7 protein-coding genes are annotated in these 23,946 nt (G+C 69.6%); 3 read left to right on the forward strand and 4 right to left on the reverse strand.

The window, feature by feature from the left end; all coding sequences use genetic code 11:
* From trpS to AC1DZA_RS04015, 3 genes are read right to left on the reverse strand one after another with little or no spacing between them, the layout of a single operon-like run.
* Positions 1-1,011: a tryptophan--tRNA ligase gene (trpS, locus tag AC1DZA_RS04005; RefSeq protein ID WP_476771792.1), complete on the reverse strand. Its 1,011-nt coding sequence runs from the start codon at positions 1,009-1,011 to the stop codon at positions 1-3.
* 55 nt (positions 1,012-1,066) lie between these two features.
* Positions 1,067-1,906: an exodeoxyribonuclease III gene (locus AC1DZA_RS04010; RefSeq protein WP_476771793.1), complete on the reverse strand. Its 840-nt coding sequence runs from the start codon at positions 1,904-1,906 to the stop codon at positions 1,067-1,069.
* 9 nt (positions 1,907-1,915) lie between these two features.
* Complete coding sequence (locus AC1DZA_RS04015) at positions 1,916-3,130, reverse strand: YihY/virulence factor BrkB family protein (protein ID WP_476771794.1); 1,215 nt, start codon at positions 3,128-3,130, stop codon at positions 1,916-1,918.
* Positions 3,131-3,376: 246 nt separating this feature from the next.
* Between AC1DZA_RS04015 and AC1DZA_RS04020 the strand changes: the two genes are divergently transcribed.
* The 3 genes from AC1DZA_RS04020 to AC1DZA_RS04030 all read left to right on the forward strand — a co-directional run bounded on the left by AC1DZA_RS04020 (position 3,377) and on the right by AC1DZA_RS04030 (position 23,051).
* Complete coding sequence (locus AC1DZA_RS04020; RefSeq protein WP_476771795.1) at positions 3,377-5,806, forward strand: DUF7927 domain-containing protein; 2,430 nt, start codon at positions 3,377-3,379, stop codon at positions 5,804-5,806.
* 251 nt (positions 5,807-6,057) lie between these two features.
* Positions 6,058-13,227, forward strand: coding sequence for a prealbumin-like fold domain-containing protein (locus tag AC1DZA_RS04025; RefSeq protein WP_476771796.1), 7,170 nt, complete (start codon positions 6,058-6,060; stop codon positions 13,225-13,227).
* A 308-nt stretch (positions 13,228-13,535) separates the two neighbouring features.
* A complete protein-coding gene (locus AC1DZA_RS04030) occupies positions 13,536-23,051 on the forward strand; it encodes a VWA domain-containing protein (protein ID WP_476771797.1) in 9,516 nt (3,171 codons plus the stop codon).
* Positions 23,052-23,187: 136 nt separating this feature from the next.
* Here the strand turns inward: AC1DZA_RS04030 and AC1DZA_RS04035 are convergent, their stop codons facing one another.
* A complete protein-coding gene (locus AC1DZA_RS04035; protein WP_159599891.1) occupies positions 23,188-23,946 on the reverse strand; it encodes a succinate dehydrogenase iron-sulfur subunit in 759 nt (252 codons plus the stop codon).

The raw sequence follows: 23,946 nt of genomic DNA on the forward strand, positions 1-23,946 counted from the left end.
CTACGCCCGGCGCGTGAAGCCGACGCGGTCGTACGCCGCGGCGAGCATGCGCTCGGCCCGCTCGCTCGCCCGTTCCGCTCCGATCGCGAGCAACCGATCGAGCTCCGCCGGGTCTTCGAGCAGCTCGAGCGTGCGCGCCCGGATGGGCGCCAGGCGGTCGACCACCGCGTCGGCGACGTCCTTCTTGAAGTCTCCGTAGCCGCGGCCGTCGTACTCGGCCTCGAGCTCGGTGATGGGGCGCCCCGTGATCGCGGCCAGGATGTCGAGCAGGTTCGAGATGCCCGGCTTCTCGGCCGGGTCGTAGTGCACCTCGCGACCGGTGTCGGTGACCGCGCTCCGGAACTTCTTCGCGGTGACCGCGGGATCGTCCATGAGCTTCACGAGACCCGACTCGGAGACGGCGGACTTCGACATCTTCGCCGTCGGCTCCTGCAGGTCGTAGATGCGCGCCGACTCCTTGGGGATGAGGGCCTCGGGCACGACGAACGTCTCGCCGTAGCGTGAGTTGAAGCGACCCGCGAGATCGCGCGTGAGCTCGAGGTGCTGGCGCTGGTCATCGCCGACGGGCACGAGCTGGGTGCCGTAGAGCAGGATGTCGGCCGCCATGAGCACCGGGTAGGTGAACAGGCCCACCGTCGTGGCATCCGCCCCCTGCTTGGCCGACTTGTCCTTGAACTGGGTCATGCGGCTCGCCTCGCCGAAGCCCGTGAGGGTGCCGAGCACCCACGCCAGCTCGGCATGAGCCGGCACGTGCGACTGGATGAAGAGCGTCGAACGCTCGAGGTCGACCCCCGACGCGAGGTACTGCGCGGCGGTTCGGCGCACGTTGGCGTGGAGCGCCGCGGGATCCTGCTGGACGGTGATGGCGTGCAGGTCGACCACGCAGTAGATGGGGTCGTACTCGTCTTGCAGGGCGACCCAGTTGACGAGCGCTCCCAGGTAGTTGCCGAGGTGCAGGGAGTCGCTCGACGGCTGCATGCCGGAGAAGACGACGGGACGGGAGGTGGTCATGCGGTGCGGGTCCTTGTCACGTGGTCGTGGAGTCGTGGAGTCGTGGGAGCGCGGGTCAGAGGTCGTAGTCGACGACGACCGGCGAGTGATCGGAGAACCGCGCGTCGTAGGTCGCGGCGCGGTCGATGCCGTAGGAGAGGGCGAGATCGGCGAGCGGCGCCGTGGCCAGCTGGTAGTCGATGCGCCATCCGGTGTCGTTGTCGAAGGCCTTGCCGCGGAACGACCACCACGAATAGGGGCCGTCGACCTCGCCGGCGAAGCGTCGGCCGACGTCGATCCAGCCGAGGCCGCCGCCGCGGTTGTAGTCGTCGTCGCCCTCGGCGCCGACGAAGCGATCGAAGTAGGCCCGCTCCTCGGGGAGGAAGCCGGCGCGCTTGACGTTGCCCTTCCAGTTGCGGATGTCGAGCGTGCGGTGCCCGACGTTCAGGTCGCCCACGACGAGCGCGAGCTCGGAGTGCGCGGCGAGCTCGGGGAGGCGCGCCTCCATGGCGTCGAGGAAGCGGTACTTCTCCACCTGCTTCGCGGTCTCGGCCTCGCCCGAGTGGACGTAGGCGCTGACGACGGTGATGATGCGGTCGCCGACCTCGTAGTCGGCCTCGAGCCAGCGCCCTGCGCTGTCGAAGTCGGGTGCGCCGAGCTCGACGCGGTGGATGCTCGCGCGGTTGCGGCTCGCGATCGCGACGCCGGCGCGCCCCTTCGCCGTGGCGGGGTCGTGCAGGATGTCCCACTCGTCGCCGAGCAGCGCCTGAAGGTCTTCGGTGGACGCGCGCACCTCCTGCATCGCGAGGATGTCGACGCCACGGCCGTCGAGCCACTCGCCCATGCCCCGGCGGAATGCCGCCCTGACCCCGTTGACGTTGACGCTGGCGACACGGAGCGGTTTCGCTGAGGGCATGCTTCGATCCTACGGGAGCCCTCCGACGTCGCCGGCTGCCGGTGGGGCGGCGGCCGCCTCGAGACGGGCGAGCTCGCCCTCAGCCCGCGAGAGTCGGCGGCGAGCGGGGATCCGCTCGAACCAGCCGGCCCGCTCGAGCTCGGCCCTGGCCTGCCTGACCCGCACCCGCGCCGCCGTGAGCAGCGCCTCCTGCTCGCGGACGCGTTCCTCCTCGACGAGCTGCTCGGGCGTGACCCGGCGAAGCGTCTCGTTGTGGTCGAAGGCCTCGACCGCGATCCAGCTGGCGGCCACGAGGATCACGATGCCGGTGAGTCGGAACCAGAGCAGCAGCGCGATGAAGACCGCGAAGGTCGCGAGCAGCGGGTTCTTCCCGGCGCCGGTGATCACCAGTCCGCCGAGCAGCTGCAGCACGGTGAGCGCCGCCGAGCCGAGCAGGGACCCGACCCACATCCGACGCCACGGCATCGCGGCGCCCGACAGGAAGCGGAACAGCACCGCCAGCGCGGCGGCGTCGATCACGAAGACGACCAGCATCGATCCGGCCTGGAACAGGAGGTTCGACCACACCGAGTCGGGTGACAGGTGGAGCAGTGCGACCAGCCAGGTCCAGAGCGAGGTCGTCGCCACCGTGAGCACGGTCGCGGCCAGCAGGATCGTGCCGAACAGGAGCCCGACGATGAAGTCGCGCGTCTTCAGCAGCACGTAGGCGCGGGTGTCCTTCGGCAGCAGGAAGATGCTGCGCACCGCGATCCTCGAGTACGTGATCCAGCCGATGGCCGTCCAGATCAGGCCCGCGAGGGCGACGGCGCCCGTCCAGCCGAAGAGGCTCGTGCTCGTCGTCGCGATCGCGTAGAGGTCGTCGGTCGAGATGAGGCCGTCGTCGCCGATGAGCCCCGGTGCGTAGGAGTTGAGCAGGGCGATGAAGGCGTTGAGGGTCTGCGAGTCGGCGGTGAGCCAGATGCCCGCGACGGCGAACACGACGTAGACGGCGGCGAAGATGGCGAACAGCGCCTGGTAGCTCATGCCCGAGGAGAGCAGGAAGCCGTTGCGAGCGAGGAAGTGCCGCCACACGCGCACCGGGAACAGCGCCATGGTGCGTTGCGTCAGGTCGCTGACCCGGCTGATCGGTTCCTCGAACCGCTCCTTGAAGGCCTCATTGCGCGAGACCGGATGCGGCGGCGCGGTCCCCAGCGGATCGTCGTCGATCGGGGTGCGCTCGCTCACGGCTCCAGACTAGCGACCCGTCGGCGGGGCGGCGGATGCGGCTCGACGGGGCAGTAGACCGGTCCCATGTGGCTCCCGAGGGCGGCCCCGTCTTCGGGGGGCAAATGCGAGAAATCCTTGGAATGCGATGGGTCACACGCGCAAACTGGCGGTGCTGACCCGTTACCCGAGCCGGCTCCCAAACCCGATCCTGGAGCTGTCATGTACCCGATGAGGAATACCCGTCGGGCGCGCCATTCCATCGGAATGCGTGCCCGCGGAGGCATCCGCACCACACTGGCCGGCGCCGTCGTCGGCGCACTCGTGCTCTTCGGCGCGCCCATGTTGGCTGCCGCAGACGAGCTCCCGGCCGACCCGTCCGCGACCGAGGCATCCGTCACCACGGAGCCCACGGCTGAGCCGGCCGCCGAGCCCGCCGCCCCCGACCCGGTCTCCGAGCCCGCGCCAGAACCGGCCGTCGAGGCCGAGGCGCCGCCGGCCGCGACCCAGGAATCACCGCCGCCCGCTGAGACCGGCTCCGCGGCAACGCCGCCCGACGGGTCCGAGTCGGCGGCCACGTTCTCCGACGAGGGCGCCCCGCAGGTAGCGGCGCGCATGGCGCCCGCCGACGCGGGAGGGCCGCCCGTCACGACCATCCCGGAGTGGAACGACCACGTCGACATCTGCCACTCGACGGCGAGTGCGACGAACCCGTATGTCGCGATCAGCCCGAGCGTGCGCTCGATCATCGACCCCAACGGCGACCCGAACGACGAGTACGACGCCGACCACGCGCACTCGATGCACCACGACTTCGGCGACATCATCCCCGAGTTCGACTACTTCGACAAGGACGGTGGCCAGCACCACTTCCCGGGGCTGAACCTCGACCTGCTGCCGATCTTCGAGAACGACTGCAACCTGCCGCAGGTCGGCGTGCTGCTCTCGGTGGCGCCGTGCCCGAGCGTCGCAACCGAAGCGCGGATCATCGACTTCGACCTGTCGAACCTCGCGATCTCGTTCGACTACGAGTTGACCGTGTACGTCGCGGGTACCACTGAGGTTGTCAGGACGCTCACGTTCCAGGCGGTCAGCGGCACGCTCTCCGGCTCCTTCACCCCGCTGTCGCCGGGCGACTACGTCGTGGTGCTCCACCGCGTCGGGGCCGACCCGTACGGGGACCTCTCGAGGCCCGTGACGCTCACGGCGTGCCCGGTGCCGTTCTGGGAGCTCGAGAAGAGCTCCGATCCCGTTGACGGCGCCACCGTGCCCGCCGGATCCATCGTGACGTACACCCTGACCGCGACGAACACGTCGCAGGTCCTCGTCACCGGAGCCGTCGCGCTCGACGACGTCTCGGACGTCATCGACAACGCAACGCTCTGGATGCCGCTGCCTGCCGGCCTCACCGGCCCCGTCGACGGCGTGCTCACGTGGGCGATCCCCGACCTCCAGCCGGGCGCCAGCGCGACCGTCAGCTACGCGGTCGCCGTCAACCCCGACGCATCCGGCACGCTCCTCCACAACGTGGTCGAGCCGACCGGCGACGGCGAGTGCCCAGTGGTCGAGGAGGATGAACCGTGCGTGGTCGACCACCCCGTCGGCGACGTGAACCTCGTGCTCGTGAAGGACGAATCCACCGAGGGCGACGAGCCGGTCGACTCCGGTGAGGGCGACGTCATCACCTACACGCTCACGATCACCAACGAGGGCGAGTTCGCGGCGTTCCACAGCCTGGTCACCGACCAGCTCCCCGACGGCGTGACCTACGTCGACGGCTCCGCGGTCATCTCCCCGAACCCGGGGGAGTGGGGCCCGGTGGACGTGACGGACGGCGTGATGACCGTGCAGCACATGGGCTGGATCGAGCCGGGTGACGTCATCACGATCACGTTCGACGTGACCGTCGGCGACCTGGCCCAACCCGGCACCGGCCCGATCCCCGACCTCGTCAACAGCGCCTGCGTGGCCAGCGAGCCGTACGAGGCCGAGAGCGAGAGCGGCGAGCTGATCGGCCACGAGGCCGACGAGTCCGACAACTGCGACGAGGCGACCACGCCGGTGAAGTCGATCGGCCTGACCGCTCTGGCGCAGTGCCAGAACGACACCCCGTTGTTCAGCTACTCGATCACGCCGTACAACATCGACGACCCGTCGGCCAACCCGATCGTGCTGATCTGGTGGACCCCGGCCGCCTTCGCGAGTCACGACCCGTCGATCCCGGCGAGTGACATCGCGGCGATCCTCGCCGACGGCGCCTCCCAGGTCGACCCGATCGCATATCCCCCGGGGTGGACGAGCGGCCAGGCCATCTCCGGCCAGCAGCTCTGGCCCGGTGCAGAGGTCGACGCCGCCGGCAACCCGATCGACTGGCCCGGATGGACGCTCCTCGCCGACGGCACGTGGGTCCTCGACCCGAGTGCGCCGTTCTACGACCTCCGGGCCGAGGCGGTCGTCGAGATCCGGATCAACCCGTCGAACGACGCCGTGGCGGTCTACCCGCCGCCGACGCCGAACTGCAACGCGGCACCGCCGTCGAACACGCCGCCCACCGTGGTCCCGGCCTCGACGTCGAGCTCCGCCCTCCCTGGCACGGGCTTCGAGACGGGTGGATTCCTCGCCGCCGCGCTCGGACTCCTCGTCGCAGGCGGGGTGGGAATGGCCGCCGCACGGTCGCGCCGCCGCATGACGGAGTGACCGCACAGCGCCCGTGATGACGGGCAAGCGGATGCCGCGACCGAGCCTCGGTCGCGGCATCCGCTGTGCGCAGCCGACGGCGCGCCGAGCAGACGACCACCCCCGTTTTGGGACCAGCCCCCGGCCGTGCCCGACTGACAGGATGGCGACTGAGTCCATTACCCGGGACTCGGGCCCGTTCTACCCGACGGGTCGGTACAGCCCAGGGGCAGTGGCTGTCGCTTGCTGCTCCATCAACCCGAAGGCTGATGATGAGCGCGAAGACGCGTGTGCACGCCCGTTCGACCGACGACCTGCCCGACTCGCGGATGGCGCGACTGCTGCACCGGCGCTCGAGGCGCCGCCTGCTCAGCACGCTCGTGGTCGGCGCACTGGTCGCGACGAGCGGGATGGTCGCGGTGGCGCTCGCGCCCGCGACCTCCGCGGAGGCGGCGACGCTCGGCCCGATCACGACCTCGTTCGAGATCGACGGGAACACGTCGGGCGCGAACGACTGGGCGGGTGTCATCGGGTCCACGCCGAAGCCGGCGTACACGACCTCGCCCGGCGGATACCAGTCCTCCGGGATCATCGCGGCACAGAAGAGCTGGGATGCAGGGACGACGCAGGGTACGCCGGGGGTGTGCGGCGTGAACCTCGGGGTCGACAACATCCTCGTTCCCAGCACCAAGGTCGACAACGCAACCTGGCCGCTCACGACCGGGACGGCGAACGACAAGGGCGATGCCTGTACCGGCGGCTCGGCGTACGAGATCGTGACGGTGGGCGGGGTGCAACACACGATCTTCTACGCCTACTGGACCCGATACTCCGGCAACGGCGACATGACCTCCTATGAGATCTTCGAGGGACCTGCTGCCGGGCGTTCGGACGACTACCTGATCCAGTTCAACTACGATCCCGCCGGCGGCGGCACGACGTCGGTGAGCATTCTCAGCTGGAACGGGTCGTCGTGGGTGTCGACCGGAAACCCCGTCGTCTACCAGGCTGCGGTCGGCCTGAACACCGACACGAACACGACCGGCAACGACGCCACGTTCGGCGAGATGGCCGTCGACCTCACGGCCTCGGGCTTGCTTCCGACACAAGGTTCCTGTCGGACCTTCCTCGATGCGGGCTTCGTGACGCGCACCGGCAACGGAGATCAGGCGACGCTGAAGGACAAGCTCGTCTCCACAAACCCGCTCACCATCACCAACTGCGGCGGCCTCGTCGTGAAGAAGGTCGCGAACCCGGCGGATGCCACGTCGGACGACGTCTTCGACTACACCGTGACCCGCACCGGCGGTGGCATCGTGCACGACAGCACGCTGACCGGCCCGGTACTTCCCCAGGGCAACAACAACGCGATCGCCGCGCCGATCGGCGTCGGCGACACCCACACCTGGGGCAACGTCTTCGCGGGCACCGACTACCAGCTCGCTGAGACGGTCGACGCCGGGCAGCCGTGGGTGCACCAGTCCACCGTCTGCACCGTGACGAACCCCTCCACCAACCAGGTCGAGACCTACACGAACCAGCCCTTCAAGCTCTTCGTCGGCGCCACCACCACCTGCGTGATCACGAACTCCACCTCGGGCGTGAAGATCACGAAGGTCGCCCAGGGCGACCCGACCACGTTCGACTTCGCCATCAACGGCACACCCGTGAAGGTCGACGGCGGCCAGAGCTCCGGGGTGACGTACTTCGTGCCCGGCTCGACCGTGACGATCAACGAGTTCCCCGAGCCAGGCACGCCGGCCTGGCACCTCACGGCGCTGACCTGCTCCACCCCCGCCACCACCACCCTCGCGACCGGCACCGCCGTCGTCACCACGGTCGCCGGGCAGATCACCGAGTGCACCTTCACCAACCGGCAGGACGGCGCGATCAGGATCATCAAGAACGTCGCGGGCGCCAACGGCACCTTCGACTTCACGACGACGGTCCCGGGCGGGCCGTTCCAGATCACCACGACCGGAGACACCAAGACGGGGTCGAAGGACTACACGAGCGTCGCCCCGGGCGACTACACGGTGACCGAGACGACGCCGGCACCGGCGTACGACCTCACCGGCCTCACCTGCACCGACGACGCCACGGGCGTCGCCTCGACGGGCGATGTGGCGACGGGCGTCGCGAGCATCCACCTGGAACCCGGTGAACTCGTCACCTGTACCTACACGAACACGCAGCGCGGCAACATCATCGTCAAGAAGGAGACCAACCCCGACGGTGCGACGACCTCGTTCGACTTCACGCTCACGGGCCAGCCCGGCTTCGCGCTGAAGGACGGCGGCGAGAAGGCCTTCAACCAGGTCAAGCCCGGCGTGTACACCCTCACCGAGGCGGCGCTCGCCGGGTGGGATGTCACGAGCATGACCTGCACCAACGAGAACCCGACCACGGATTCGCCGATCAACATCACCCTCGACCCGGGCGAGACGGTCACGTGCACCGTGCTCAACACCGCGACGCGCGGCGAGGTCACCGTCACGAAGCACGTGGACGGTGCCGACGAATGGGCGTTCCAGATCGGGATCGACCCGGTTCCCGGCGGCCAGCAGAACCCGAAGACGGTGTCCGACGAGACGCCGACGGCCAAGTGGACCGACCTCATCGTCGGCCAGACCTACACGCTGAACGAGATCGCGGTCGCCGGCTACACGACCGAGGGCTTCACCTGCAACGTCGGCCAGGAGGTCGGCGACACGTGGCAGTTCACCGTGACCCCAGGCCTCGTGGTCACGTGCGACATCACGAACGTCGCCACCCCCGGTGAGGTGACCGTCACGAAGACCGTGGCGGGCGTGGCATCCGGAACCGACTGGGCGTTCGACCTCACGATCTCGCCGAGCGCCGGGGTGACCCCCGGTGCCACGCAGACGGTGAGCGGGTCGGGGAACACGACCGACAGCGTCACGTGGAAGAACCTCGACGTCGGCACCGAGTACACGATCACGGAGAAGCTGCCGGCCGGATGGGCCGGCGGAGCCGTGGAGTGCGGCCCCGACTCGAACCCGAACCTCGCCGGCGACCAGTTCATCGTCACGCCGGGCTTCACGCTCACCTGCACCGTGCTGAACACGGCGGTGCCCGGTTCGGCGAAGATCACGAAGACCTCGGTCGGCGCGAGCGGTACCTTCACGTTCGTGCTCACCCCGCTCGCACCCGCGGGCGCCCCGGTCGAGCAGATGGTCGCGACTCCCGCCGGCGGCGGATCGGCCGAGACCACGTTCGCGAACCTCGTGCCGGGAACGACGTACTCGCTCGCGGAGAAGAACCCCGGCACCGGCTGGGTCGCGGGTGAGCTCACCTGCACCGTGAAGCACGCGGGCAGCGATGCCGCGCAGCCGGTCACCGAGAGCGGGTTCACCGTGCAGGCCGGAGACGTGTTCGCGTGCGACATCACGAACACCGCCAAGGGCAAGATCATCATCGTCAAGAACATCGACGGCGCTGATTCGACCTTCCAGTTCACGGGCACGTGGCCCTGGGCCGGCAACCCCTCGATCGGCAGCTTCGGCATCACCACCGCCGGCGGCGTCGGCGCCAACACCTACGACAACGTCGTGGCCGGCAGCTACAGCGTCACCGAACTGCTGACGAACACCCACGTCGGCAAGCTCGTCGGCTGCGTGGAGTCGCGCGCTGGTGGCGCCGACAACGGCTCCGCGGTGGACGCCCAGAACGCGCTCAAGGGCCTCATCGACCTCGATCCGGGCGAGACGGTCACCTGTACCTACTCGAACACCGAGCTGTCGACGATCATCATCGACAAGGTGGTGCCGGGCGTCGGCTCGATCCCCGGCGGCGCGGGCGTGGACTTCCCGTTCACCTTCGATGCTCCGGATGCCCCGGCGACCAACTTCACGCTGAAGGACGGTGACCCGGCGAAGATCTTCGGGCAACTCCTTCCCGGCACCTACACGGTCAACGAGTCGGCGACGGCGAACTGGGACCTCCAGGGCCTCGAGTGCTCGCCGAGCGGCGGCGTCGAGGTCACGGATGCCACGGCGGAGATCACGCTCGCGGCCGGCCAGACCGTGACGTGCACCTACACGAACGTGCCCGAGGCGGGCGACGTGACGGTGCGCAAGATCGTCGAGGGCGTGCCGCAGGGCTACCCCTTCGACTTCGCGATCACGATCTCGCCGGTGGTCACCGGCCAGGACGCGACCCAGCACGTCACCCAGGCCGACTCCAGCGTGAGCTGGGACGGACTCGTCGTCGGCCAGACCTACACCCTCACGGAGGGTGACGTGGGTGGCTGGAACGAGGGCGGCTTCGTCTGCAACGGCGGCAACCTCACGGACGCCGATGCGGCGCTCGCCGGCTTCCAGTTCCTCGTGACGCCGGGCCTCTCGCTCAGCTGCACCGTCACCAACACGGCGCAGCCCGGTGACGTCACCGTCACCAAGCACGTGACCGGAGTGCCCGAGGGGTTCGAGTGGGAGTTCCCGCTCACGATCGCTCCGGCCGACGGCGTGCTCCCGCAGGCGGAGCAGACGGTGTCGGGAATCGGTGACGAGACCGACAGCGTGACGTGGACGAATCTCGCGATCGGTACCGTCTACACGGTCACCGAGGGCGACCTTCCCGAGGGCTGGTCGGGTGGCGAGGTCGTCTGCACCGACGACGACCCCGAGACGACGGGCAACACGTTCGTCGCGACGCCGGGCGCCTCGCTCACCTGCGAGGTCACCAACGACGTCGTGCCGCCGACGGGCCTGATCACGAAGGACCTCACCTCCATCGAGCAGAAGACCGACGGCACCTGGGACCTCGTCTACGAGGTGACGGTCACCAACCAGAGCCCGGTCGCGCCGCTCGTCTACGACCTCGACGACGAGCCGTACTTCGGCGTCGGCGTCGTGATCAACGACTCGTCGGCGACGGGACCGTCGGATGAAGCCGCGAACTGGGACGCCGAGGCGTCGAACTTCGTGCTGGCCCGCGACGAGTCGGTCGCGGCATCCGGAACCGACACCTACACCGTCACGATCAACGCGACCGTGCCGGAGCAGGTGTACGAGACCAGCCAGGACATCTGCCAGCCGGGTGACACCGAACCGGGCGGATTCCGCAACACGGCGTTCCTGACCGTCGGCGAGGGCGAGCCGCAGGCTGCCACCGACTGCGACGAGCCCGGACGCACGACGGTCACCAAGGAGATCGTGGGATCGCCCGAGAACCTCGGCGGGGGCGACTGGAAGGTCGTCTACCACGTCGTGGTGACGAGCGAGAGCGCCGACCTCGATCTGTACTACGACCTCGAGGACGAACTCGGATTCCCCGATGGCGTCACCATCGACGACGGCGACGCCGTTGCGACCAACGACGCCGGCGTCGACACGTCCGATTGGAACGGTGACGACGTCACGGTCCTCGCCGACGACGAGGTCATCGCACCGCTCGCCGTGCACACCTACACGATCACCGTCGTGGCGAACGTGGTGAACGTCACCGATCTCGATGACGTCGCCTGCCTCGCCTCGACGAGCGGCCACGGGTTCTTCAACGGGGCGACGCTGGTGAACGGCACGATCGTCACCGACGTCGACGCGTGCGCGACGATCCCGGTCGGGCGCATCCAGCTCCAGAAGACGGTCGACAACTCGGCCCTCGAGGCGATCCTCAGCCGGATCGACCTCGGCGGGGTGACGCCGGGATCGCTCTCGGTGCTGACGCCCGGCGACTGGAACCTGACCGGCGACAACGCCGCGAAGGCGACGCAGCTGCTGGTCGCTGGTGACGCGGGCCTCGTGTTCACGGTGCCGACCGGTGACTACTCGCTGCTGGAGGCGATCTCCCAGGCGAAGGCGAACTACCCGCTCCTCGCGTACTACTTCAACGGCGATTGGCGATGCGGCATCGACGGCGGCGCGAAGGTGGACACCGATGACGTCGGTACCGTCACCCTCGGCCACCTGACCAGCTGTGCCGTCGAGAACGAGGCGGAGTCGGTCGACGTCAGCCTCGAGAAGGCGTACGAGCTGGCCGAGGGCGCGACCGCGGTCGACGCCGGCGATGAGTTCGACTACGTGCTCACGGTGCGGAACAACGGAACGCTCCCGGTCGCCGAGCTCGACATCGCCGACACGATCGATGCGCGCTTCGCGATCACGGGTGCCGCGGACTTCGACGGACTCGGCACCTGGAGCGAGTCGACCGTCGGCAACGAGTTCGCCGCCCACGGCGTCGGCCCGTTCGCACCCGGTGAGGTCGTGACGGTGCACATCCCGGTCACGATGCTCCAGCCCGCCCCGGTCGAGGCGCCCGGCGTCGTCGGACCGAACGATCCGCCGCCCGTGGTGGAGCCGGTCGACCTCGGGGACATCCCGAACGAGGCGTGCGTCGCGATCACGCCGACCGAGGGCGCCCTGGCGGACCTCATCTCGACGAACGACTGCGATGACGTCGACGTGCCGCAGAAGGCCATCGACGCCGGCGCCTACCCGCGCTGCGTGAACGACGTGCCGTACCTGTACCTCGACATCAAGGTCTCGGACAGTGTCACGCCCGGGCCGATCACGGTCACGTGGGTCTCGGGTGACGGCACGCTCACCTACGAGGTCGTCGTCCCCTGGGAGGACCGGAACGAGCCGCTGCTCTGGCCGGGCGCCGCGGTCGACGCGAACGGCATCCCGTACCAGTTCCCGGGATGGCGCCCGATCACCGAGCAGGACCTGATCACGCCGCCGACTCCGGGCACGCGGTTCCTCGACCTCATCCTGGATGAGACCGTGCCGACGTACCCGTGGCGCGACATGGTGAACCCCGCGACGGTGACCTTCTCGATCAACCCGAGCCAGGCCGTCCTGGTCACCTACCCGCAGGCGCTGCCGGCGTGCGCGATCGTGCGTCCGCCCGACCTCGACATCGAGAAGACGGCGAGCGTCTCGTCGACGGCGCCGGGCGGCGACTACGAGTACACGCTGAAGGTCACCTCGGTGGGAACCGGGGGAGCGGAGCCCGTCGAGATCTTCGACGCGATCCCGACCGACCTGCGGGTGGACTCGATCGACACGGCGCCGGCGCCAGCCTTCCCCCGCTGGGAGGACTGCCAGGTGACGGGCAAGGACAGCGCCGGCTATGGTGGCGTGCTCCACTGCGACCTCCTGGGCGTGCTCGGGCCGAACCTCACGACGGCGCCGCCGATCACCCTCGGTGTGCACGTGAACCCGGCGAGCCACGCGACGTCGATCTCGAACACCGGTGAGGTGTGCTGGGACGATGCGGATGCCCCGGCGGACGCGGAAGCGGTGATCACGTGTGCAGATGACACGGTCGACGTGCCGGTGAAGCAGGCGGCGATCGCCTCGACCGGGCTCGACGTCACGCCGTTCGTCTGGGGCGGTGGGGTGCTCGCCCTCCTGGGCGCGGTGCTCGTGGGCCTGACGATCATCCGACGACGCCGGGAGGGTCGCATCCAGGCCTGAGGCAGGGGGGAAACGAACCCGGTGGGGCCGGCGCGAATGCGCCGGCCCCACCGGCGTGCGCAGAGCCCGGGTTCGCGTTGTGTCCCCAGCGCGTCCCCCGATCGGACGTCGCGTGCCGGGGGACACGTACCCCGTCTTCGGGTGACACGATTTCGCAGTGCCTGATCAGGTGCGCTTTCGAAGCGGACCATGTCCCCCGTATTGGTGTCGAGTGCACCCTGTCGTGTCCCCCGTTCGCTCTGCTTGACTCGGCGCAGTTGCGCAATCCTCAGATCTGCGCCGCCCCCCGACGCGAAGGTTCGACAACCATGGACAGCTTGTTCGACCGTTCCTCATCCACTGGCGCCTCCACCACGCGCCGAAGCCGTCGAGAGCGGGTCGAGCGGCGCAAGCGCACGTTCCGCGGGGCCGTCGCCGTCGTCGCGGTCGCGGGCCTGCTGGCGATCGGCCTGCCGACGATGGCGTTCGCCGATCCGGCTGACGATCCGGGTACGGATGCCTCGACGAGCGAGACCTCGGAGGCGACGACGACGGTCGCACCGACGGAGGAGTCTCCCGCGGCGACGGACCCGTCGACCGACCCGGCCACCGACCCCGCCGAGTCGACGCCGACGCCGACGCCGGCCGACGAAGACGCGGAGCCGACCGACGAGCCCGGCGACGAGACCTCCACCGAGGAGCCGTCGGAGACCGACGAGCCGACGGACGCACCGCAGCAGCGCAAGGCCGCCCCCGACGAGGCGCAGGGCGACGTCGGCGTGTTCGCCGTTCCCCCGGCCACGGGCGACAACGCGGTCATCACCGTGCGCACCGGCGACGTGCGCAGCACCGCCGACCCGAACTCGATCTCGGCGCTCCCAGGGGTGCAGCTCGGGCTGTACACCGCCCGCACGGGCGGCACGCTGCTTTTCAGCTGTACCGCGGATGCCGCGGGCGACTGCAGCTTCGTCGTCCCCGACACCGATCAGGGCGGCGTGAACCGCGACCGCGAGATGTGGGTTCGCCAGATCGCCGCTCCCGCCGGATACTTCACGAACCCCACGCTGCGCACCGGCGACGCCTTCGGCGGCGACAACCAGGCGACCAGCTACAGCTTCCGCGTGGGTCTCCGGCCGCAGAACGGCAACACGTGGCAGATCCGCCAGGGGCAGACCTACACCACCACCCCGCCCGCCGAGTTCATGGTGAGCTCGGGCAACACCAACCGCGACGCATCCGGCGGCGTCTGGCAGACCTCGCGCAACAACGTGGCCGCCCCCCAGCAGTGCGGCCTGGACGTGGCCCTGGTCATGGACCTGTCAGGGTCGGTGAACTCCTCGATCGCCCAGGCCCGCGCGGCCGGCACCACCCTCGTCGACGCGCTCGTGGGAACCCCCTCGAACGTCGGCCTGTTCACGTTCGCCTCGGCGGCCCCCGCGAACTACAGCAACAACCAGAACCGGCCCATCACGGCCGTGTCGACGGCAGCCGGCGCGGCCACCGTCAACGGCTGGATCAACGGCCTCACCGCCCCGACGAACGGCAACACCAACTGGGACCGCGGCCTGCACCAGGTCGCCGTCTCGCCGACGGCGTACGACGTCGCGATCGTCCTCACCGACGGCAACCCGACGGTCTACGGCTCCGAGACCGATCCCGGCGACTTCACCCGGGTGCGCGAGGTCGAGAACGCCATCTTCTCGGCCAACGCGATCAAGGCCGAGAACACGCGGGTCATCGCGCTCGGCGTGGGCAACGGCGTGAGCAACGTCGACACGGCCCTCAATCTCCGCGCGATCTCGGGACCGACCGCCTACAACGGCAGCAACCCGGGCACCGCCGACTACTACCAGACCGCGAACTATGCCGCCGCCGGCGCCGCCCTCCGCCAGCTCGCCCTCGGCAACTGCCAGGGATCCGTGAGCGTGGTGAAGCAGGTCGTGCCGCCGGGCGGCACGATCCAGCAGGCGCAGCCCACGGGCGGCTGGGCCATCTCGGCCACGAACCCGACCGCGGGCGTCACGGTCGGCGCGCCGAACCCCGCCAACGGCCAGACCGGTGCCGGCACCGGCTCGATCAACTACCCGCTGGTCTTCACGGGTGGCACGACGACGGGCACCGTGGTCGTGCGAGAGACGATGCAGGCGGGATTCACCGGCCTGCCGCAGTCGGGCCTCAACGCGGTCTGTCGCAACCTCACCGACCCCGCCCAGCCGATCATCGCCGGCGTGACCAACAACAACACCGTGCCCGGACAGCCCGGCGTCAACGTGCCGGTCAGCCCGAGCACGGCCGTCAGCTGCACCTTCTACAACCAGGCGCCCAACCCGGCCGCCACGGTCGTTGTCAACAAGCTCTGGGCGATCAACGGCCAGCCGGCGATCCCGCACGGACAGAACCCCGCCCTCACCGGCAACGCCGTGGTGAACGGGCAGGGCACCGGCTTCGGCAACGTCGTCGGCGGATTCTCCGCCGGCCAGACCATCCCGATCAACGAGACGCTCGGCGCCCTCCCGACCCTGTGCCAGGTCGTCAGCAAGACGGTCACCCAGGTCAACGGCAGCGGCACGAACGTGCCGCTGACGAACCCCTACCAGCTCCAGCTCGTGGCCGGCGCGAACACGGTGCAGATCACCAATACGGTGACCTGTCCGACGCGCCTCACGCTGCGCAAGGACGTGGCGGATGACGCCGTGCCCACGAACCTGTGGACGCTCGACGCCCTGACGCCCGGCGGTGGAGCCCTCGCGTTCCCCGAAGGCCAGGACAGCGGCTCCGGCGTCACCGGCACGATCACGCCCGGTGTCGTCTACCCGCTCGCCGAGTCCGGCGGCGACCCGCGGTACACGCAGCTCGACAACCGCGACCCGGTGCTCTCCGTGCCCGGCTCCACCGGCAGCTGGGCGTGCGTGCCGCTCGATGCCAACGGCCAGCCGACCGGCGGCAACGCGGGCGGCCTGAACGGCGGCGTGAACGTCGGCTTCGGCAACTGGGTGCAGTGCACGGCGGTCAACCAGACCGCGCGGCTCACGCTCGTGAAGACGCTCCAGCCGATCGACGGCATCACGGCGAACCCCGCCGCGTGGAACCTCACCGCCACCCCCAACGCGCCGGCGGTCCCGGGGCTGAACGCTCAGACGGTCACCACGGGCCAGACCATCTCCGTCCGCCCGGGCAAGGCCTACACGATCTCCGAGTCCGGCGGCCCCGCCGGCTGGGAGCAGGTCTCCATCCAGTGCAACACCGGCCCGAACGGCACGTACGTCACGACGACGACCGTCACCCTTCCGGCGCTCGACAGCGCCACGTGCGTGATCACGAACCGTCCGATCCCGCCGAAGCTCTCCCTCGACAAGGTCGTGACCGGCAGCGTCGCGCCCGACACCGCCTGGACGCTGAGCGCGACCCGGAACGACACGGCCGCGGTCGTGGCATCCGGTGCCGGTGGCACCCCCGGATTCGTCACGGTGCCCGCGGGCGTCGCCCTGACCCTCGCCGAGACGACGGCCCTGCCCAACGCCGACCAGTTCCAGGCCGGCACCTGGCAGTGCTCGAAGAACGGCGGCCCCAATGTTCCCGGCCCGGCCGTGGGCGCCCTCAGCGCCGGCGACTCGGTGGCCTGCGTCGTCACCAACACGCTGAAGCCGTTCACGCCGACGGTCGTGAAGAACGTGGCCGTGCCGGTCATGAACGCCGATGGCACCTGGACCATCACCTACACGATCGATGTGAAGAACCCGAGCGCGTTCGCTCCGGTCACCTACGGACTGGCCGACCAGCTCGGCTTCGGCGGCGACATCACGATCCTCGACGCCGACTACGCCGAGCCGAACGGCGGCCCGTCGCATCCGTTCGCCGGTGGCTTCGGCAGCGTGCAGACGTTCACGGCCGGCAGGTCTCTGCCCGCCGGTGCGACCGACACGTGGACCGTGGTGGTCCAGGCCACGGTCGATGCCGGTGCGTTCGCCGATCCCGAGAACGAGCTCGCCTGCCCGGCACCCACGTCGGGTGACAGCGGCGGATTCCTGAACACCGCGACCCTCTCGGTGAACGGGCAGACCGTCGGCGAGGATGACGCGTGCGCCCAGCCGGTCAACCCGACCATCACGAAGGTTGGCGGTGCGGCGGTCGCGAACGGCGACGGCACGTGGACGCTCCCGTACACGATCACCGTGACGAACCCGTCGGCCACCACCGGCGTGATCTACGACCTCGGGGACGCCCTCGACCTCCCGGCCTCGGCCGAGGTGGTCGGCACCGCGACCGTCGTGTCCGCGCCCGTGCCCACGGTCCCCGGATGGACCGGTCTCGCTCCGAACACCCTCCTCGCCGACAACGTCGCGCTGCCGGGCACACCGGGCGTCGACCAGCACGTCTACCAGATCGCCGTGACGGTGCGCATCGGGGCGGATGACCCCGCCTACACGTGCCCGTCCGACGACGGACTGAACAACACGGCCACGCTCCTCTCGGGTAACCAGGAGACGGATGCAACCGGCTGCGTCACCGTGGACACCCCCGACATCGTGCACGAGAAGTCCGTGGTGTTCGGCTCGGTGTCGCAGGGCGCCGACGGCCTCTGGACCATCGCCTACGACCTCGTCGTGACGAACACGGACGCGTTCGGCGGCACCTACTCCCTGGCCGACGAGCTCCACTTCGGTGCGGGCGTCGACCTGGGCGGAGCGGGCTACGCCGTCACGAAGGACGGCGTGCCGTACCCGACGTCGTGGGCCGGATCCGGCGACCTCGCGGTCGACGCGTACCTCGCGGGCAACGCCTCGACGACGTACCGGATCACCGTGACGGGCATCGCCCTCGATGGCCCCGACCTCACCCCGGCCCAGACCGCGTGCCCCTCGGGCGCGACCGACGGCGCCTTCAACAACGCCGCCGTGCTGACGGTGGGCGGCGAGGACACCACCGACACCGCGTGCGACAGCCCGAGCGCTCCGACCATCTCGAAGACCGGGGCGACTGCGGCCCAGCAGCCCGACGGCAGCTGGAACGTCAGCTACACGCTCACGGCCGCCAACACCGCGCCGGGGGCGAAGCCGAGCTTCTACTCGCTCATCGACGACCCGCAGTTCCCGGCGGGAGTGATCTACAACTCCTACGTGATCGACGGCGGCCCGACCGTGGCCTACGACGGCACGACGGACATCGTCATCGCGACCGACCAGCCGATCGCCGCCGGCGAGACCGACGTCTTCACGATCGTGCTGAACGTCGACGTCCCGTCGGGCAGCGTGCCCCCGGCCGACCTCGAGTGCACGGTCGCGGCACCCACGCCGGGCAAGGGCTTCTTCAACGAGGCCGTGCTGACGAGCGGTGAGATCGTCCGCGACGACGAGGAGTGCACCGACATCACCGACGGCGGCGTGCCGACGGTGTCGAAGGGCGACCCGGTCGTCACCCAGGACGCCGACGGCGTGTGGACCGCCGTCTACGACGTGACCGTCACCGGCAACGCCGACTTCATCACGAAGTACACGCTGAGCGACACCCTGCGCTTCGGCCCCGAGGTCGAGATCCTCTCGGCCGAGTGGACGGGCGAGGGCGACGACGGCGACTGGGCCGACCCCGAGGCGAACCCGACCGAGACGATCGTGGGCTCGCCCAAGCTCATCGGCATCGACGAGGTCGACACCTACACGGTGACGGTCACGGCGACGGTCGACGCCGAGGCGTTCGCGGATCCGACCACGGGCAGTTGCGCACCGACCGACGGCGCTCCGAACGTCGGATTCCTCAACGAGGCGTCCCTCACCTCGGGCGCGACCACCCAGACCGACACCGGGTGCGGCCTGCCCGCGCAGCCCGAGGTCGTGAAGTCGACGGTCGGCGGCGTGGTGCAGGTCGGCGACCACTGGGAGGCCGGCTACCAGATCACGGTGCGGAACCTCAGTGCCGACCAGGGCCTCGTCTACGACCTCAGCGACACCCCGAACTTCACGGAGGACGTGACGATCGTCGATCGCGAGATCACCAGCACGGATGTCACGGTGAACCCCGCCTGGAACGGCGCTGACTCCACCGACGACACGGTCGTCGAGGACCAGGCGCTCGCCGGCGGCGTGACCCACACCTTCCAGGTCGTGGTGTCGTTCACGGTCGACGACGTGCCGGGCGACGCCTCGCACCGCTGCGACGGTGAGGGCGGCCAGGGGCTGCTGAACGGGGCGCTCGTCGTCTCGGGCGACGACTACGAGTCCGAGGCCTGCTTCGACGTTCCCGTCGTGGTGGAGCTCCAGAAGCTCTGGGTCATCGACGGCGGCGACCCGATCGCCTGGGACAGCGACGCGCTGCCCCAGGGCTTCGAGGCCACGCCGACGCTCGACGGCGACCCGGTCGCCTGGGGTGAGGAGTACGGGCCCTACGTGGAGGACGACGAGGTGTCGATCGACGAGAGCGACGTCGTCATCCCCGAGGGCTGCGAGCTCGTCGGCACCGACGGAACCGGCGTCGAGACCCTCGTCGACACGTACAACGTGTTCACGGTGACGAACGAGGTCGACTGCGAGCAGGAGGTCACGCTCGAGAAGATCGTCGACAACGCGCACGGCGGCGACGCCGTGGCCACCGACTGGACGCTCAGCGGCACGAACGTCGGCGACGACGCCGACGCCTTCAGCGGTGACGGCTCAGCCACCGGTTCGGTGCAGGTCGACACGGGCTACACGCTCAACGAGGTCTCCACCGTCTGGGAGGACGGCGTCGCCTACGAGGTCTCGCAGACCTGGGCGTGCACCTCGCCGCAGGGCGATGACGCCTTCACCCTGGTGACCAGTGCCGGCGCGACGAACGCCACGCTCACCGTCACGCAGCTCGGCGCGAGCGTCGACTGCGAGATCGTGAACACGGATGTCGCGCCGAAGCTCACGCTCGTGAAGACCGTCGAGCCGGCCGAGGTCGCGGGAGAATTCCCGCCCACCCTCTGGACGCTCACGGCCTCCGACGGTGACACCGAGGTGCTCTCGGGCGCCGGCGGTGCCACGGGCGAGGTCGACTCGAACACGCCGTACACGCTCGCCGAGTCCGCGGACTTCCCCGAGGCTGACGAGTTCGAGGGCGGGGACTGGGTCTGCACGGTGACGAGCACCGACCCGAACACCCCGGCGCAGCTGGAGGGCGCCGACGTCACCCTCGAGCCGGGCCAGACGGTGACCTGCGAGATCGTCAACACCGCCAAGCCGGCCGAGTACACGGTCGAGAAGACGGTGGCCTCCACCGAGCAGCTGACGGACGGCAGCTGGGTGATCGTCTACTCCCTCGCGGTCCGGAACCTCAGTGGGGTGTCGCCGCTCACCTACGACCTCGAGGACGACCTCGACCTGTTCGGGTCGGGCATCACGGTCGACGAGGCATCCTGGACCGGCCCCGGCGGATCTTCGGGCAGCTGGGACGACCTGCCGGCGACCACGACCGCGACGCTCGCGGACGACGTGGTGCTGCCGCCGGGGACCACCCACCAGTACGCGATCACGGTCGGCGCGACCGTGACCGAGCAGGCCTGGGAGGACGAGACCACCGAGTGCAGCCAGGAGAACGTCGAGGAGGGTGGATTCCGCAACGTCGGCACGCTGACGGTCGACGGGCTGCCCACCGAGGTGAGCGCGTGCGACGAGCCGGGACAGGCGACGGCCGAGAAGCTCGTCACCGGCCCGGCGACGAACCTCGGGCTCGGCAACTGGGAGGTCGAGTACGAGATCACGGTCACGAACGACAGCGATGACGACCTGTTCTACGACCTGAGCGACACGCCGGCCTTCCCGGCGGGCGTCGTCATCACCAGTGCGGTGGCCACTGATCCCGACGGCGACGTCGTCGCCACGTGGAACGGCGACACCGACACGACGCTCACCTCCGGCGACGCCATCGCCGCGGGCACGAGCGAGGTGTGGACCATCACGATCCAGGCGTTCGTCGCGAACATCCAGTCGATCGACACCGTGGACTGCGTGGCCTCGGAGACCGGCAACGGCTTCTTCAACGGCGCGACGTTCGGCAACGGCACGATCGTGACCGAGCTCGACGACTGCACGAACATCCCGGTCGGCCAGATCGGGCTGCAGAAGTTCGTCGACAACTCGGCCTTCGCGAACATCGACCTCGGCGGGCTCACCCCGTTGCAGGCGAACGCGTGGAACGTGCTGGCGGCCGGCCTCGTGAACGTCGGCGGCATCGGCAGCGGCCAGCTCGTGTTCACGGTCCCGACGGGCACCTACAACCTGTCCGAGACGCCGAACGCGACCGGCCTCGCGAACCCGCTCCTGCAGTTCTACGAGAACGGAGCGTGGGGCTGCATCCGCGGCGGCCAGGCGACGGACGCGACGGTCGTGCTGGGCGCGCGCGTGGACTGCCAGGTCACGAACGTGGCCGAGCCGGTCGACGTGGGCATCGTCAAGGAGTACGTGCTCCCCGAGGGCCAGACGGCCGTCGAAGAGGGCGATGCCTTCGAGTACACGCTCACCGTGACCAACAACGGCACCGAGCCGGTCACGAACGTGGTGGTCAGCGACCTGCTGCCCGACACGCTCGAGATCACGGGGCCCGCGACCTTCGATCCCGACAGCGGCGACTTCACCGAGAACACGGTCGGCAACCAGTTCAGCGCCACGGCGGCCGGACCGTTCGGCCCGGGCACGATCACGACCATCACCATCCCGGTGCTCTTCACGGTCGTGCCGGTCGACGCGCCGCCTGCCGTCGGCCCCGACGACCCGCCCCCGGTGATCCCGCCGCTCGACAGCGACCCGATCCCCAATGAGGCGTGCGTCGAGGTGTATGAGGACGACCTGTTCACCACGAACGACTGCGACGACGTGGATGTCCCCGTCAAGCGGATCGACTCCGGTGCCTACGTCCGCTGCGTGAACGACGTGCCGTGGCTCTACTACGACATCTCGGTCACCGACAACGTCGCCCCGGCCGACATCACGGTCACGTGGGTGTCGGCGGACGGCACGCAGACCAAGGTGGAGACGATCCCCTGGGATGCGCGCACCGGCCGGCTCCTCTGGCCGGGGGCCGCGGTGGACGCGAACGGCATCCCGTACGCGTTCCCCGGCTGGCGTCCGATCACCGAGCAGGACCTGATCACGCCGCCCACGCCCGGAACCAGGTTCCTCGACCTGATCCTCGACGAGACCGTGCCGACCTATCCGTGGCGCGACCAGGTGAACCCGGCCTCGATCACGTTCTCGATCAACCCGAGCGAGGAGGTGCTGGCGGTCTACCCGCAGGCGCTCCCGACCTGTGCGATCGAACGGCCGTCGGAGCTCGTGATCGAGAAGACCGCGAGCGTGACGTCCACGAAGTCCGACGCGAACTTCTCGTACACGCTGGGGGTCACCTCGGTCGGCACGGGCGCCGCGGACACGGTGGAGATCTTCGACACGATCCCCAGTCATCTCCGGGTCGACTCGATCACCACGGATGCCGCGCCCGCCTTCCCGCGCTGGGAGGACTGCGAGGTCACCGGTGAGGATTCGGGCGGCTACGGCGGCACCCTGCACTGCGACCTGCTCGGAGTGCTCGGACCGAACATCACCACGGCGCCCGACATCGTGCTCGGCGTGCACGTGCGACCGGGAACCATGGCGTCCTCGATCGTCAACACCGGCGAGGTCTGCTGGGATGACGCGGACACGGGCGACGACGTGCCCGACCTGATCGAGTGCGCCGAGGACTCGGTGACCGTGAGCCTGCCGCAGAAGACCGCGGTCACCGGCTTCGCGTCGGAGCCCTGGCTCTGGTTCGGTGGCGGCCTGATGCTCCTCGGCGGCCTGGGTGTGGCTTGGGTCCTCATCCGGCGGCGACGGGGAACGGTGTCCGGCGACTGAGCCCGGTCACCCGGCGGGGCGGTGACGCCCCGCCGGGCCGGACCGCCCGGCACGGCGCAGGGGGAACGGCCTGCCGGTGCCACGACGAAGGGCCGGTGCATCGCACCGGCCCTTCGTCGTGGTCTGCGTCAGCGCCTCAGGGCTTGCCGCGCATGATGGCCTGCTTGACCTCGGCGATCGCCTTGGTCACCTCGATGCCGCGGGGGCAGGCGTCGGTGCAGTTGAAGGTCGTGCGGCAGCGCCACACGCCCTCCTTGTCGTTCAGGATGTCGAGGCGCACGGATGCCGCGTCGTCGCGCGAGTCGAAGATGAACCGGTGCGCGTTGACGATCGCCGCGGGGCCGAAGTACTGGCCGTCGGTCCAGAACACCGGGCACGACGAGGTGCACGCCGCGCAGAGGATGCACTTCGTGGTGTCGTCGAAGATCTCGCGCTTCGCGATCGACTGGATGCGCTCCTTGCCGGCCTCGGGCGTCGAGTTCGCGATGAGGAACGGCTGCACCTCGCGGTAGCTCGCGAAGAACGGCTCCATGTCGACGACGAGGTCCTTCTCGAGCGGAAGGCCCTTGATCGCCTCGACGTAGATGGGCTTCGAGATGTCGAGGTCCTTGATGAGGGTCTTGCACGCGAGCCGGTTGCGGCCGTTGATGCGCATCGCGTCGGACCCGCAGATGCCGTGGGCGCACGAACGGCGGAACGTGAGCGAGCCGTCCTGCTCCCACTTGATCTTGTGCAGGGCATCGAGCACCCGGTCGGTGGGGTACATCTCGACGTCGAAGTCCTGCCAACGCGGCTCGGTGTCGACATCGGGGTCGAAGCGGCGGATCAGGAACGTGACGGTGAACGACTGGATGGCGGCATCCGTCGACTGGGCCTCGAGCGTGGCGGTGGTCAC

The organism is Agromyces sp. P2_B3 (assembly GCF_056404815.1).

Coding starts and splice junctions, on each gene's coding strand:
- AC1DZA_RS04020 (WP_476771795.1), top strand. CDS start 3,377: ATGCGTGCCCGCGGAGGCATCCGCACCACACTGGCCGGCGCCGTCGTC.
- trpS (WP_476771792.1), bottom strand. CDS start 1,011: ATGACCACCTCCCGTCCCGTCGTCTTCTCCGGCATGCAGCCGTCGAGC.
- AC1DZA_RS04010 (WP_476771793.1), bottom strand. CDS start 1,906: ATGCCCTCAGCGAAACCGCTCCGTGTCGCCAGCGTCAACGTCAACGGG.
- AC1DZA_RS04030 (WP_476771797.1), top strand. CDS start 13,536: ATGGACAGCTTGTTCGACCGTTCCTCATCCACTGGCGCCTCCACCACG.
- AC1DZA_RS04025 (WP_476771796.1), top strand. CDS start 6,058: ATGAGCGCGAAGACGCGTGTGCACGCCCGTTCGACCGACGACCTGCCC.